We start from the raw sequence: 13883 nt of genomic DNA, 5'->3' as shown, positions 1-13883 counted from the left end.
GCATGGATATGATGACCGGCCCGATGATGGGGGTGATGATGTTCGGTGGAGGGCTTTTGCTCCTGCTCGTCGCCGCGGTTCTGCTGCTCAGCATCGTCGCACTCGTGAAATACCTCAGGAGTGCGACATGAGGCGGGCCGCAACAATCGGTGCCGCTGTTGCCACATTGACCGCGATCGGTGTTGCCGTCCTCGCGCAGTCGGAAAGCGACGAAGCTTCGGTGGACGGATTGACCTTCCTTGGCGACCCCGTGACTGTAGCCGACATCGCAGCAGGCGAGACACTCTATGCCGAGAATTGCGCATCCTGTCACGGTGCCGATCTGGAAGGACAGCCCGATTGGCGGCGGCGTCTGGACAATGGGCGCATGCCCGCGCCGCCACATGACGAAACCGGCCATACCTGGCACCATTCGGACCGGAACCTCTTTATTGTGACCAAAGGCGGCGTCGGCGCCGTCGTGCCCGGCTACGAAAGCGACATGCCGGCGTACGATGGCATTCTGACCGACGACGAGATTGCCGATGTTCTCTCTTACATCAAAAGCACCTGGCCGGATCGACAGCGCGAATTCCAGGCGGAAGTATCTGCCAACGACAAAGGTGATTTATGAGCGTGACCGAGGAACCCCGCCGCCGGAAGGGTCGGCTACTAACTATGATGCCAGTCGCGATCTTCGCCCTCATCGGCGCGGGCTTTTACTGGGGGCTGTTCAATGGTGACGATACTTTAGCGTCACCGCTTATTGGCAAGGCGGTGCCCGAGTTCGACCTGCCGCCGATAGAAGGCCTGCCGAACGGCCTGTCGACGGCCGATCTGAAGGGGCAGGTGTCCCTGGTCAACGTCTGGGCGTCCTGGTGTGTACCGTGCCGGGTCGAAATGCCGTTGCTGAACGAACTGGCGGCGCAGGGTGAAGTCCCGATCTTCGGCATTAACTTCAAGGACCGTCCCGAAAAGGCATTGGGCTTTCTCGATGAGCTTGGTGACCCTTACACCCGCATCGGCGCCGACCGGAACGGGCGCGTCTCCATCGATTGGGGCGTTTACGGCCTGCCCGAGACCTTCGTGATCGATGCCGAGGGCCGAATTGCCTACAAGCATATCGGCCCCTTTGACCGTCGTTCCCTGGAGGAAGACATCCTTCCCGTGGTGCGGCGCCTTCAGGAAGGAGCCGGATCATGAAACGACGCGAGTTATTGGCTGGTATGGCGGCGCTCGGCGTCGCGGGGCCGGTTCAAGCCAGACCATTAATGCCGCTTCACGAAAAGCCGCGGGAGATGCTGTCGCCACCTTTCGTCGATGGAAAAGGCCGCGATCTCACGCTGGCGGATTTCCGGGGCAGGGTGGTCCTACTGAACATCTGGGCGACCTGGTGCGTTCCCTGCCGTGAAGAGATGCCGACGCTCGACGCCTTGCAGGAGAAAATGGGCGGCGGCGACTTCCATGTCCTGCCGCTGTCGATCGACCGCGCCGGAATGAAGATCGTCCGCCGCTTCTACGACGAAATCGGTCTTCGTCATCTCGATACATACCTCGCCGAAGACATTCGGGTGATGGCAGCGTTTGCCGTAGTGGGCCTTCCCACCACGATCCTGATCGACCGCGACGGTTTCGAGCGCGGCAGGCTTGTCGGGCCGGCCGAATGGGACAGTCCCGAGGTCATGGCCCAGATTCAGAATCTCATCAACGAAAGGAGTGAATAACCAATGTCTGAAACTTCATCTCACACTGAGAATCCGGTGGCACGCCCATGGCGGCCACAATTTGGACAGCGCAGCCTGATTCTCGCGTCAATGACGATCATCGGTGCCGGGCTTTACCTGAACTGGGGTTGGGTGACGGCGATCGGGGCCGCTCCGCTGATCCTGGCGCTGGCACCCTGCGCCGTGATGTGCGGGCTGGGTGCCTGCGTGATGTGCAAATCGAAATCATGTGACAACAAGAGCACGGCCGCAGAGCCGGGCCTGCCGAGGGACTGAACCCGAAAACCTCAAGAAACCTTAAGGAGAAACTAATGACACTTATCAAGAAACTGAGCATGGCGACTGCCGTATCCGCGCTTTTGGCCACCAGTGTATTCGCCCAGGACAACACCGGTTCGTCCGGCCAGATGATGGACGGTGAGAACGGAATGGCCGGCAATATGATGGACGGCGATATGTCCGGCATGGACGGCATGATGCCCATGATGAAGATGATGCAGAAAATGGGCCCGATGATGGAGGCCTGCACCGAGATGATGGAGGCCATGAACAACTCCGAGGATGAAACCACCCCTTCGACCGACAAGGGCTGATCAATCATCGCCGGGGGCCAAGGCCCCCGGCGATTTGACAGGGAAAAATAGATGATACTCAAAACTGCCCTTCGCGTGTTTGCGGTCTTCCTCTGGGCGCTGATTTCCACGCCCACGATTTCGTTGGCCCAGCAATCGACGCCGCTCGATCAGGTTGAGCAAGAGGCCATCAAAGCCTTGATCCTGCAAACCATCCGCGAGAACCCGGAAGTTCTGGTGGATACGCTCCTGGCCTTCCAGGAAGAGGCTCAGGCACAAGCCCAGGCCGAACAACGGGCTGCGATTCAGCGCGTGGGTGAACTCCTGCTTGCGGACGCAAACACCGGCGTGATGGGCAATCCTGAGGGCGACATCGTGGTTGTCGAATTCTTCGACTACAACTGCCCCTATTGCCGACGCGCGGCTCCGGTCCTTTTCGAATTGATAGAGGAGAACCCGGACTTGCGCATCATCGTGAGGGAGTGGCCGATTCTCGGACCCGACTCCGAACTGGCGGCTCGGGCGTCGCTGGCGGCGATAAAACAGAACGGATTCGAGGCCTTCCACGATGCCCTGATGGCGCAGCCGCGCGCCAATGCCGTCTTTATAAGAAGGGCCGCTGAGCAGGCAGGGCTGGACTACGACCAGTTGCAGGCAGATATGGACGCGCCTGAAGTCGATGCCCATATCGCAAAGTCTCACGATCTCGCACGGCAGCTTGGAATATCCGGCACGCCGACATTTCTGATCGGGGAAACGCTCGTTCCCGGATTGTTGGAAAAGGCCGATCTTCAGGCTTTGATTGCGGAGGCCGGAGATGTCGATTGAACCCGGTGAAACCCCTCCGGAAGCGCGGCTCCTGAGATCCATATTGTGGGGCGCGGTATTTGTGGCCATTGCCGGGGTCGCAATATTCTCTGCCTTGGAAATGTATCTCGGCAATGGATCGAAGACTGTCCGCTATTCGGGCGAGGCGGATATTCGATCCGAACTTTCACTCACGGATCATACCGGACAGGAGGTGACCCAAGCTGATTATTCTGATCGCTGGCAACTTGTTTTTTTTGGTTTCACCAACTGCCCCGACATTTGCCCCACCACACTCGCCTACATGTCGAGCGTTCTGGACTTGCTTGGTGATGATGCGGATCAGGTGGCGCCGATCTTTATCACTGTCGATCCTGCGCGAGACACCGTGCCAGTTATGGCCGAATATGTGTCAGTCTTTCATCCAAGACTGATTGGCTTGACCGGAACTGAAGCGCAGGTTGCCGAGGCCACCAGAAATTTCCGCGCATGGTACAAGCGGACCGAGGATGACAGCGCGCCGGACGGTTATTTCATGGCGCATGCCGGGCACATATACCTCATGCGGCCCGGTGGCGAATTTGAGGCGGTCTATCAGGAAGGCGGCCAACCGCCCGAGGCGCTGGCGCAGGAAATCCGCAAAAAGCTATAAACAATGGAACTTGCCAAATGAAAATTACGACACTTGCAACCGCGTTAACTCTCTGGCCATTTTTCGCATCGGCCGATGTAACGATATCGGACGGTTGGGCCCGCGCGAGCATCCTCGCCTCGCGTCCGGCTGCGGCCTATCTCACGCTCACGAGCAATCAGAGTGATCAGCTGGTTGCGATCACCACACTCATCGCTGGAAACGTCACCATTCACGCCGTCGAGACCGGCGGCGATGATGTTAGCCGAATGGTCAAGATCGACGCCTTGGATCTGCCCTCCGGAGAACCAGTGACCCTCGCGCCCGGCAGCATGCATCTGATGCTGATGGGTCTGTCGGAAAAACTCGAAGAAGGCACCGATTTGCCGTTGATCCTGACATTCGCATCGGGTGCCCGAATGGAAATCAGCGTCCCGGTTCTCGGACCGGGCGCAATGGGACCGAAGGAGTAACAGCCATGAAAAACATACTCCTGCTGATAGCCCTCGTCGCGGGCCTCCCGGCCTACGCAGATCATCCTGGCGACCGTCTTGACGAGGTGATGGCACAAAAAGAACCTGCTTTCACTGCCGTTGACATCAACGAACTTCCTGCGTTGGATCTGCTCGGCCCTGACCGAGAACCGTTGGACTTGGAAAGCCTCTCCGATCAGGTCGTCGTTCTTAGTTCCGTCCCGTCCAACTGCGGGTCGCCCTGTGCTGACCAGCAGGCACTTCTTGAAAAGGTGAGGGGCGGAGTGAATGCATCTCCCATGCTGGACATGGTGACCTTCCTTGTGGTGACCGACGCCAGTGATCCGGTTCCCGGACCGATTGCCGAGAACGTGGTCATTGCTCGCGCACAAGTGCCAATAGAGAATCTGATCGATCAGTATCGCGCGATTGCGCCAGACCGTCCCGAAGCTCCGCTTGTGCATGTTATCGCGCGCGGCAACCGCCATTCCGGGGTCTTTGCGGGTTCCGCTTTCCGGCACATCAACATGATCCTGTACGTCAACGGCCTGACCAACGCGCATTGATCGAAGAACGGACCCCCAGCATGACAGCAAACACAGAAACCATTGAGACAAGCGATACCGGATGGCTGTCCGTCATCCGCCGATACATCGTCTATACCGCCGTCGGACACCTGATCTGGGAAATGGCACATATCCCGCTCTACACGATCTGGGTCGAAGGCACCTGGGGAGAGATTGTGTTCGCGGTCGTGCACTGCACCGGCGGAGACCTGTTGATCGCCATGAGCACGCTCTTGCTTGCCTTGTTTCTTGTTGGAGGGCACGCATGGCCGTCGGAACGCGCAGGGCGTGTCCTGCTTTTGGCCGTGGCCATGGGCGTCTCTTACACGATCTTCAGCGAGTGGCTGAACATCGTAATCCGTGCGGCCTGGGCCTATCGCGACATCATGCCGGTGGTCCCCGTCATCGACGCCGGTCTCACGCCCCTGCTGCAATGGATCATCGTCCCGACCCTGGCATATTGGGCTGCCACAAGAGTGCCCTTGCGCAAGCTATTCAGGGGTGAACGTGGTTCATGGTAGATATCTCGCTTCTGGGGCTCACCGCCGCGCTCTTGGCCGGTACGATATCGTTTCTGTCTCCCTGCGTGCTGCCTCTTGTGCCAGGATATGTCTCTTACGTGGCCGGGCGCACAGCCGCTGAAGGCGGGGCGGCTGCGGCCTCGCCGTCGCGCGCGGTCTGGCTGAGCCTGTGTTTTGTCCTCGGCTTCTCCACCATTTTCATGGGGCTTGGCGCATCCGCGACAGCATTGGGTCAGGCCCTTCTTCGGTGGCGGTATGAACTCAACCTCGTTGGGGGCGGCATCATCATTGTCTTCGGGCTTTTCATGATCGGGGCCGCGCGTGTTTCAGTGATGGAACGCGATTTCCGGTTCAATCTCAACATCCCCGGGGGCCAACCCGCTGCGTCCTATGTCCTCGGTCTTGCTTTCGGTTTCGGTTGGACGCCGTGTATCGGCCCGATCCTCGGCGCAATCCTGACAGCCAGTGCGGCGAGCGCCACGATGGGCGAAGGCGTCATGCTGCTTGCCGTCTATTCCGCAGGCCTCGGGATACCGTTTCTGATCGTGGCCGGATTCACCGATCAGATTGCGGGACGGTTGCGGGCCATCGGCCGGGTTGGCCGCCGCCTCCACCAGATTGCAGGCGTCGTGATGATCCTTATGGGACTGGCGATGATGACTGGACAGTTGAGCGCGCTGTCATACTGGATGCTCGATGCATTTCCGGTTCTTGGACGAATAGGGTAACAGCTCGTGCGGTTCTACGAAAAACATATACTTCCTGGCCTCACGCATCTCACCATGGGTCAGGAACAGCTTCTTCCCTACCGAAGGCGCGAGGTCTCAGGTGCGAAGGGCCGCGTGCTGGAGATCGGGATCGGCTCGGGCCTGAACCTCGCGCTCTACCCCGACGCCGTGGATCAGATCGTCGGTGTGGACCCGTCGCCGGAACTCCTTCATCGGGCCGCGCAGGCTTCTCAGGGCTTGACGCCGACAACGGAGATGATCGAGGGCGTGGCCGAAGCATTGCCGCTGGAAAATCGCAGCGTTGACTGCGTGGTTGCCACCTGGACGCTCTGCAGCGTGTCGGAACCGGAGAAGGTGCTGGCCGAGATCCGGCGCGTTCTCAAGCCGGATGGCGCCTTCCGCTTCGTCGAGCATGGAACAGCGCCCGAACCCGGTGTCCAGCGTTGGCAGCGCTGGCTCACGCCTGCCTGGAAGCATTGTGCCGGAAACTGTCACCTTGACCGCCAGACAGACACTCTGGTCGAGCAGAACGGCTTCCGCATGGAGCGGCTCGACACCGGCTACGCGAAAGGTCCGAAACCCTTTGTTTTCATGTATGAGGGGCAAGCTCGCCTTTATTGAGGCAGCTTAGAAGGAGAACAATGTCGGCTTCCAAATGGCGAGATACTGATGACAAGGTAACCAACTCTCGGCGGGAACTTATAGAATATATCAGGGGTTACCGCATCATGAGCAAGCAGAAAAATGATAGACAAACCAATCTGACACGCGGCATCCGCGTCGAGATCGCCAGCCTTGTCTACAACCTCATCGAGGTCGTCGTATCCGTCACCGTTGGACTTCTGACCGGCAGCGCCGCACTAGTGAGTTGGGGCCTCGACAGCACGGTCGAAGCCACCTCAGCCGGGACGCTGATCTGGCGCTTGAAGGCCGAGAAGGACGGTGGCGACAAGCGCACGGTCCTGCATCGCAAGAAGGTCGCGCTCTATGTGGTCGCCTGTGCTTTCTGGATCGTCGTCGCCGCGATCCTCTACGAGGCGGTGTCCGCCTTCATCTCGCAGGAGGCACCGGGCTTCAATTGGTGGGGGATCGCGATCCTGTTTGTCTCTTTAGTGGTCAATCCGCTATTGGCCTGGGGCAAGTATCGCTACGGCAAGCGGCTCGATTCACCCGCCCTGAAATACGATGCCAAGGATACCATGATCTGCGAATACCAGACCATTGTGGTGTTGGCCGGAATCGGTCTGACGCAATGGATGGGCTGGTGGTGGGCCGATCCGGTCGCGGCGCTTCTGATCGTGCCCTACGTTGCGTGGGAGGCGTTCGAGGCCACGAAGGATGCGCGGTCGGTCGGGCCGGGTGAGGCCGAAGCTACTGCCGACGCCTGACGTTGCGCATGATGAACCGGTTCTGGGGCAGTGATGGCAGCTCTCCTGGGTCAAGCTCCAAATCCTGATCCGGCACATCGTAGTCGATGTCGTTCACAAGATACCTGCAAAACGCCTTCATCTGACTGATCGCGATCCATTCACCCGGGCAGCGGTGGTTCGTGTAGTGGTTGCCGCCGCCCTGTGGAATGAAGTCGTAGGGGTTTTCGGCGCGGCCCCGAAACCGTTCGGGCCGAAACTCAAGTGGCGCATCCCATGAACGCCGATCGGTGTTCGTACCATAGAGGTCCAGCAGAACCCGGTGTCCTTTGGGAAAGCGATACCCTTGCCACTCGAAAGTACTTTTGACTCGTGCCGCGACCGCAGGAAAGAATGGATAGAGGCGGCGGACCTCCTGAACGAAGGGTTCGAGCAGTCCTTCGTCGTTCCGCAGTTTCTCCTGCCATTCTGGGTACCTGTACAGGGCGTGCGCCGTCTGCACGATGAATACAGACACCGCCACGGTCGGACGCAAGACGTTCAGCAACTCTACGGCGGCCACCCTGGGGTTCAACAACTCCCCGTCGAGATCGCGCCATGTCGCGATGAAATGAAGGGCGCTTTCCTGCGTCGGCTGAAGCTCGCCATCGCGGACCTGTTGGATCATCCGTGCTGCCCATTTTTCCAGGCGGTGGCGCGCCAGTCGCGCGGCCCAATGTTTCGGGCCGATGGCACCGGCGTCCTGAAAAAGCGATGTAAGCTGCGCCGTTCGGGTCGCCACCTCCGCCTCGGGAATCGGAACCCCACACCAGGCGCAAACGGCTCTCGTGAGCATTTCGCGCACTTCGTCGTAAAAAACGACTTCGTTCCTCGCCTCCCAGTCCGGCGCAAAGTTGTCCAGCATGTGAAGTGACATGCCCTGAAGCGCGGCTATATGCTCGGTCCCCATCATCGACATGAACATCTTCTTGCGGTGCTGGTGGGTAGCGTCGTCCAATCCCTGAACGCCGCCTTCACCCAATAGGGTCTTTTGTATGCGGCTTGGCATCGAGCCTTCGCGGATCAGCTGCTCTTCCCGATAGAAGGCTTCTGCCGCGGCAGCGCCAGTCATGCAGATTGTCTTGTGAAGAAGAATGCGCGTTTCGAAGAGGTCTGCGTCGAGATGGCGGCAAGTTTGCCGAATGAACCCATACGGGTTGCGCAGCAGGGCGAGTGTGCTGTCAAAGCCTGTTGCAGATGGCATGCTAGACATCGGCTATCCTCCTGTTTCTATTCTCTTTTTCTGGCCTTTTTTGCCTCGCCGTTCGCGGGGCGGGCACGGTGCCGAAACAGCAGTGCCGCTCCGAAGGAAAGCACGGCGTCCGCGCCCATAACATCTGTCACCGCTGGATCAGCTGCGGCGCATCCGCATCCCCAAGGGCCATTTCGGGGAGCCAAGTGATAAGCTGAGGAAACGAGATCAGCGCCACGATCAATACGATCTCAATGGCAACAAGAGGTACCGCTCCGCGATAGATATCGGATAGGTTGATACCTTCGGTGCCGCCATCTTAGCAAAAAACAGGGCATAGCCGAAGGGAGGCGTCAGGAAGGACGTTTGCAAGGCCAACGCAATCAGGCCAGCGATCCAGATCTGCGCAAAGTAGGCAGAGCCGACGTGATCTGCGAAGTCGAGATCTGAAATAATCGGCATCAGTACGGGTACAAAGACCAGCAGCACCTCGATCCAGTCAAAAACAAACCCAAGTATGATGATCACGCCAAGGAGGATCGCCAACAGTTCCCACCGGGTGAGATCGAATGCGGATATCCACTCGAAGATGACGTCCGGTCCACCGACCAGGTGGAAACTGAGCGAGAATACCGATGCGCCCAATACGATGAAGAAGACCATCGACGTCATCGTGCTTGTCTGCACTGTGACAGAGTTCAACGATGAGAAAGACAAGCGCTTTCGCGCCAGCGCGACCAATAGCGCGCCAAAAACCCCTACTCCAGCCGCCTCTGTTAGTGTCGCAAAGCCCAGAATGATGCTGAGCGAAATGGATGCGATGACCGCGACAGACGCGAGTACAAACAAGAGGTCTGACACAAGATTGGTCTTGGGTGTGTCCAGCGGGATTTCGACCGTTTTTCTCAACGTGACCGCAAAGTAGACCGCGAAGGCCATGACCATCAGAAGCACAGGTACGATGAGGGCCACATACATCAATCCGATGCGCAGATAGAACACGTTCGAGATGAAGAACAGCATCACGGCTGGCGGGAACACGACACCCAATGCTCCAGAAGCTGCGACAGCGCCTCCTGCGGTTCGCGGTGCGTAGCCCGACGCCATCATCGGGGCATAGGCCACCAACGCCACAGTTATGACGGAAGCACCGATCACCCCGGCGGCGGGCGCAAGAACGAGGCCGATCAGCAAAGTCGCAATGGCGTAGCGACCGGGAACGCCTGTCAGAAGACGCCCCAGCAAGCGAAACATGGTTTCGGCAATCCCGCTGGCATTCAGGATCAGGCCAAGAAAAATCAACATTGGAACGCTGGTGAATTGGACTGATTCATTGGTCAGTACACCACGGGCCCGCAGGTAGATCAGCCCCAGATGCTGAAAATCAGTGATCCCCACCCAAACCGCAGCGACAAACCCCAAGAAGCCTGTCCCCGCGAGCACCAGCGCCACCGGAAAGCCACTGAAAACCCCAATCGCCATCACGACAAGCATGGCAACCGTGAGGACCTCATTCACCATTGTGCAGGCCGCTTGCTTGTTCCGGTGCACCTTGCGCACGTCTCCCTGTCAGAAAGGCGATGTTGCGAAGGGCTACGATCATCCCGGCAAGAGCCAGCAGGATGGGGCCGATGACCCCGGCAATGCGTTGTGCCCACAACTGGGTTTCCGCGTATTTCGTGGTGCGCATCAAACCGTCCCATCCGTAGTAGGTCAGGATGGCGGCGAGCGGCAGAAGGATAAAAAGGCCGCCAATCAGTTCGATCCAAGCAATGCGGCGGGCGGACCAATGTCTGCGAAGAACATCAACGCGCACGTGACCGTCGCGCAGATAGGTATACCCAAAGGTCAAGAAAATTAGGATGAACAGCAGTGACGTGGACAGGTCCGGCAAATAGCTCGACACGCCAAGTTGTAGCTTGCGATCCAGCATCTGAAGCGCGCCATAAGCAGCAATCGAAACAACTGTCAGCCACGCAGTCACGACGCCGATGCCGCGAATGCCACGGTCAATCCAATCCAAAAATCTCAAGCCGAATTCCCTCCCAAAGTTCTTTGCCTGTTAGCTGTTATCCCCCCGTGACATCTCCCTTGCGATTGTCTTGTTCCCGATTTTCCGGCCTGACTTTCGAGGTGCGAAAGCTGTCCCAGAACAGCAATGCTGCCCCACAAAAGATCGCCACGTCAGCCAAGTTGAAGGACGGCCAGTGGTATGACCCGTAATGGAAGTCGAGAAAGTCAGGGACGGCCTGATAGCGCAGACGATCAAGGATATTGCCAAGCGCGCCTCCGATGATCAGACCGAGCGCCGCACCTGTCAGCCCGTCCGGAGCCTTCCATAGCCAGATCAGCAGCCATGCCACGACCACGGCAGCAAGTGCGACCAGGCCCCACCAGGGTACGACCCCGCCGAGCATACCGAAGCTGACCCCATCGTTCAAAACCCGCACGAGATTGAGAAAGGGCAGAACCTCGACCCCATGTTCAAGCGCCGGGGTGTTCAGGGCAAGCGCCTTGGTGCCCTGATCGAAACCGAAAGCTGCAATCGCACAGAGCCCACCCAGAACGCGGTTGTTCATGCCGCCGCCTTCAGATCGGACCGCGCGTCGCGGATGATCGACCAGGAAGAATGCAGGAATAACCCGGCGATGCCGAAGGCGACAATGAGGTCGGGCCACGCGCTACCCAGCCAAACCACCAGACCGGCCGCGACAACGACTGCCGCATTGCCAATGGCGTCGTTGCGCGAGAACAGCCAGACGGCACGCATGTTCGCGTCCCCCTTCCGGTAATGCAGCAACGGCAGCACGGAGATGACATTGATCACAAGAGCAATCAGGCCCAGAAGCCCCATCAGCGTGGCGTCTGGGGTTGTCGGCTCGAATGCCCGCATGATGGTTGTCCCAAAGACGCCAAGACCGAGCAGGGCAAGGAAGATGCCTTGGATCAGGGCCGACCGCGCCCGCCAGAGAAGACTCCAACCGATGGCCAGCAGGCCGAGGAAGGTGATCGCGCCATCGCCGATGAAATCCAGCGCGTCGGCCTTCACCGCCTGTGACCCGGCAATAAACCCACCAATCATTTCCAGAACGCCGTAACCGACATTTAGAATCACGACGATCCAGAGCGCGCGGCGGTAGCCCGGGTCCTGATGGGCCGCACTTTGCTGAAGGTCCTCGTCGCTCTCGCTGCGGTCGAACCCATATCCCGTTGTCTCAACGGCTTTTTCAATCTCCGGCAGGCTTGCTTCAGGGACTTTCAGAGTCATGATATGGGTCGCCGCTGATACTTTCACTGCGTCGGGCGCGACACCCGCAGACTGCGCCGCCCGCTCGATCTGGGCGGCATCCTTGGCGCAATCCATTCCGGAAACCCGGTAACGGACGGTCGACGTATCTGCTGTCGATCCGGTGCTTTCGGTGTTGGCCATCGGTGCAATACTCCTGCTAAAGTGGATCAAGTTCAAACATATCAGCAAGGAGTGATATGATGCAAGTCTTCGCCGACCGCAATGCTGCGGCCGCTGGCATCGAGCGTAGGGCAAAGCTCTTTCGCGGTCTTGCCGACCCGAGCCGGCTGGCGATACTGGGCGTGCTGTGTGAAGGACCGTTGGTTGTTCACGAGATCGTCAAACGCACAGGGCTATCGCAGCCCAACGTGTCAAATCATTTGCGATGCCTTCTGGATTGCGGACTTGTCGCCAGCGACCGCGATGGGCGCTTCATTCGCTACCGGATCAGCAGTCCGCGCATAGCAGCTCTTTTAAATGATGTAGACGCCCTGCTTGATGTGGTCGCAGAAGGTGTTGGGGCTTGTGACAATTATCGCGAAGCGTGAACGATAATATCCCAATGCACGTCATCACGACCACTTCCGCGTGAGGCAAAATTTTATATGGGGCTTGCTGCCAAACGTGTTGAAAAGACCCATTATTGAAAGCGCTCAATTTAACTGCTCGGCATAGCGAGTTAAGGATCACAATTGAAGCGAAGATCAAGACGAGGCCCGGCATCGTGGCAGTAGCCTGGTTTCACCCCACAGATCGTGACAGCGCTTAGACTGATAAAGAAACGAACGGGCCCGAAGTATTACCGAGATCGTCTGGCATCAAAATTTCTCTTGAACCTCTAGTAGCTTTAGGAGTTAAGCCACCGACATAGAACGGCACCATGGAGCAAGTTGCCAATAACGCCTCACTCTTTCCCGGGCGAACAACACTGCGTTCGGGGTAAGGTTCGGTTTGCCGTCCAATGCGTGAACGGAGCAATCTATATGCTGACAAGACGACACTTCATCCAGACGACTGCCGCATTGTTCTCGGCGTCTATCTCGAGTCCGCTCCTCGCTGACACCTGGCCCACTGAAGCGGAAAAGGCGGCTTGGGATGCACAGATTACACCGCCGGGCTATAACCCAGCCACATCAAACCCGTGGGGCCTGCACCCGCGCTTTCTGCCGCAGCGGGTTATAACTAAAGATGGTCTTGTGGCCGGTGACATCCATGTCGATGCTGTCGCGCGCTATCTTTACCATATCGAGGAAGGCGGCACGGCGATGCGCTATGGCGTAGCGATTGCTCGTGGCAAACTTTATGAGCCAGGCGTCTACACGATCAAGCGCAAGGTCAGGTGGCCGCATTGGCAGCCAACACAGAACATGATTGACCGCGACCCGGAGCTCTACGCCGACATCGCTGACGGTATGGAACCCGGACCTGAGAACGCGCTCGGGTCACGGGCGCTTTATCTCTATGTCGGGGACCGAGACACCTATCTGCGCATCCACGGTACACCACAGCCGCGAAGCATCGGCGGCCGAGCCAGTTCCGGTTGCGTCCGGATGGTCATGGCGCACATAAACGATCTGTATCCGAATGTGGAGATTGGCTCGACGGCGTTCCTATATTCGGCCGAGGACAGCGTGACTCCGCAGAGTTGACCCAAGCCGCGCCGTCAATCCGACGCTTGGACGCGTCAATCAGGATTGGCGCGCGACGCAGATGGGATTGCCGCCTGCCGATCGCAACGGGACCAAGGTCGTTTCCACCGGCCCACTATGGGCATACCAATAGCAATTATCTTCGGGACGTAGCCGTGCCGTGATGAGATCCTGGTCGGGTGCAGCGAGGGCTGCGACAGATTCTGGAACATTGCCGATCCTGAATGGATCGTTGTCTTCCTTAGAAGGCACCGCGCAGCCAGCCAGGGCCAATGTTGCAACCATGATCACCGCATATTTTTGAAGCATATCTATCTCACTCTTTGGCAGGTCAGCCGCGTCCTCA

At 58.4% G+C, this 13883-nt stretch carries 22 protein-coding genes; 16 read left to right on the top strand and 6 right to left on the bottom strand.

Features of this window, described 5'->3' with window-relative positions; translation table 11 throughout:
• Positions 1-2 precede the first annotated feature (2 nt).
• The 14 genes from Ga0080574_RS26710 (at position 3) to Ga0080574_RS03120 (ending at position 7389) form a co-directional block, all read left to right on the top strand.
• Positions 3-131 (top strand): hypothetical protein, encoded by a 129-nt coding sequence (locus tag Ga0080574_RS26710; RefSeq protein ID WP_254903793.1) that lies wholly within the window; start codon positions 3-5, stop codon positions 129-131.
• Positions 128-613, top strand: a complete 486-nt coding sequence (locus tag Ga0080574_RS03180) for a c-type cytochrome (RefSeq protein ID WP_076695200.1) — start codon at positions 128-130, stop codon at positions 611-613. Before Ga0080574_RS26710 ends, Ga0080574_RS03180 begins: the two co-directional genes overlap by 4 nt.
• Positions 610-1182 carry a DsbE family thiol:disulfide interchange protein gene (locus tag Ga0080574_RS03175; RefSeq protein ID WP_198039721.1) on the top strand — a complete coding sequence of 191 codons (573 nt, stop codon included), beginning with the start codon at positions 610-612 and terminating at the stop codon, positions 1180-1182. Before Ga0080574_RS03180 ends, Ga0080574_RS03175 begins: the two co-directional genes overlap by 4 nt.
• Complete coding sequence (locus tag Ga0080574_RS03170) at positions 1179-1703, top strand: TlpA family protein disulfide reductase (protein ID WP_076695195.1); 525 nt, start codon at positions 1179-1181, stop codon at positions 1701-1703. Before Ga0080574_RS03175 ends, Ga0080574_RS03170 begins: the two co-directional genes overlap by 4 nt.
• 90 nt (positions 1704-1793) lie before the next feature.
• Complete coding sequence (locus Ga0080574_RS03165) at positions 1794-1979, top strand: hypothetical protein (protein WP_083716751.1); 186 nt, start codon at positions 1794-1796, stop codon at positions 1977-1979.
• Positions 1980-2014: 35 nt separating this feature from the next.
• Complete coding sequence (locus Ga0080574_RS03160) at positions 2015-2296, top strand: hypothetical protein (RefSeq protein WP_076695191.1); 282 nt, start codon at positions 2015-2017, stop codon at positions 2294-2296.
• A 51-nt stretch (positions 2297-2347) separates the two neighbouring features.
• On the top strand, positions 2348-3103 hold the full coding sequence (locus Ga0080574_RS03155) for a DsbA family protein (protein ID WP_076695189.1): 756 nt from the start codon (positions 2348-2350) through the stop codon (positions 3101-3103).
• Complete coding sequence (locus Ga0080574_RS03150; protein WP_076695187.1) at positions 3093-3734, top strand: SCO family protein; 642 nt, start codon at positions 3093-3095, stop codon at positions 3732-3734. Before Ga0080574_RS03155 ends, Ga0080574_RS03150 begins: the two co-directional genes overlap by 11 nt.
• A gap of 17 nt (positions 3735-3751) precedes the next feature.
• Positions 3752-4186, top strand: a complete 435-nt coding sequence (locus Ga0080574_RS03145) for a copper chaperone PCu(A)C (protein WP_076695185.1) — start codon at positions 3752-3754, stop codon at positions 4184-4186.
• Positions 4187-4191: 5 nt separating this feature from the next.
• Positions 4192-4752, top strand: a complete 561-nt coding sequence (locus Ga0080574_RS03140) for a cytochrome-c oxidase (protein WP_076695183.1) — start codon at positions 4192-4194, stop codon at positions 4750-4752.
• Between the two features lie 20 nt (positions 4753-4772).
• Positions 4773-5273, top strand: a complete 501-nt coding sequence (locus Ga0080574_RS03135; RefSeq protein WP_067264422.1) for a hypothetical protein — start codon at positions 4773-4775, stop codon at positions 5271-5273.
• Complete coding sequence (locus tag Ga0080574_RS03130) at positions 5267-6001, top strand: cytochrome c biogenesis CcdA family protein (protein WP_009824512.1); 735 nt, start codon at positions 5267-5269, stop codon at positions 5999-6001. The genes Ga0080574_RS03135 and Ga0080574_RS03130 overlap by 7 nt, the downstream gene beginning before the upstream one ends.
• Positions 6002-6007: 6 nt before the next feature.
• Positions 6008-6622, top strand: a complete 615-nt coding sequence (locus tag Ga0080574_RS03125) for a class I SAM-dependent methyltransferase (RefSeq protein ID WP_083716750.1) — start codon at positions 6008-6010, stop codon at positions 6620-6622.
• A gap of 107 nt (positions 6623-6729) precedes the next feature.
• On the top strand, positions 6730-7389 hold the full coding sequence (locus Ga0080574_RS03120; RefSeq protein WP_198039720.1) for a cation diffusion facilitator family transporter: 660 nt from the start codon (positions 6730-6732) through the stop codon (positions 7387-7389).
• Here Ga0080574_RS03120 and Ga0080574_RS03115 read toward each other — a convergent pair.
• From Ga0080574_RS03115 to Ga0080574_RS03095, 5 genes are all read right to left on the bottom strand, one after another.
• Positions 7373-8620, bottom strand: coding sequence for a cytochrome P450 (locus Ga0080574_RS03115; protein ID WP_005613350.1), 1248 nt, complete (start codon positions 8618-8620; stop codon positions 7373-7375). The genes Ga0080574_RS03120 and Ga0080574_RS03115 overlap by 17 nt on opposite strands.
• A 219-nt stretch (positions 8621-8839) precedes the next feature.
• Positions 8840-10120, bottom strand: coding sequence for a TRAP transporter large permease subunit (locus Ga0080574_RS03110; protein WP_237219246.1), 1281 nt, complete (start codon positions 10118-10120; stop codon positions 8840-8842).
• Positions 10110-10631, bottom strand: coding sequence for a TRAP transporter small permease subunit (locus tag Ga0080574_RS03105; protein WP_237219245.1), 522 nt, complete (start codon positions 10629-10631; stop codon positions 10110-10112). Before Ga0080574_RS03105 ends, Ga0080574_RS03110 begins: the two co-directional genes overlap by 11 nt.
• 37 nt (positions 10632-10668) lie before the next feature.
• Positions 10669-11178, bottom strand: a complete 510-nt coding sequence (gene lspA / locus Ga0080574_RS03100) for a signal peptidase II (RefSeq protein WP_076695180.1) — start codon at positions 11176-11178, stop codon at positions 10669-10671.
• On the bottom strand, positions 11175-12029 hold the full coding sequence (locus tag Ga0080574_RS03095) for a cation efflux transmembrane domain-containing protein (protein ID WP_076695178.1): 855 nt from the start codon (positions 12027-12029) through the stop codon (positions 11175-11177). The genes lspA and Ga0080574_RS03095 overlap by 4 nt, the downstream gene beginning before the upstream one ends.
• Before the next feature lie 56 nt (positions 12030-12085).
• Here Ga0080574_RS03095 and Ga0080574_RS03090 point away from each other — a divergent pair, with 56 nt between their 5' ends.
• Both Ga0080574_RS03090 and Ga0080574_RS03085 read left to right on the top strand, forming a co-directional pair.
• Positions 12086-12436, top strand: coding sequence for an ArsR/SmtB family transcription factor (locus tag Ga0080574_RS03090; protein ID WP_005613345.1), 351 nt, complete (start codon positions 12086-12088; stop codon positions 12434-12436).
• A gap of 435 nt (positions 12437-12871) precedes the next feature.
• The gene (locus Ga0080574_RS03085; protein WP_005613343.1) at positions 12872-13537 is read left to right on the top strand and encodes a L,D-transpeptidase; all 666 of its coding nucleotides are present in this window, start codon (positions 12872-12874) and stop codon (positions 13535-13537) included.
• A 39-nt stretch (positions 13538-13576) separates the two neighbouring features.
• Here the strand turns inward: Ga0080574_RS03085 and Ga0080574_RS03080 are convergent, their stop codons facing one another.
• On the bottom strand, positions 13577-13846 hold the full coding sequence (locus Ga0080574_RS03080) for a hypothetical protein (RefSeq protein ID WP_005613342.1): 270 nt from the start codon (positions 13844-13846) through the stop codon (positions 13577-13579).
• Positions 13847-13883 lie beyond the last annotated feature (37 nt).

Origin of the sequence: Salipiger abyssi (assembly GCF_001975705.1) — a bacterium.
Classification (GTDB): domain Bacteria; phylum Pseudomonadota; class Alphaproteobacteria; order Rhodobacterales; family Rhodobacteraceae; genus Salipiger; species Salipiger abyssi.
Note: the sequence above shows the minus strand (reverse complement) of the source record. Positions and strands in the feature narration are given on the sequence as shown.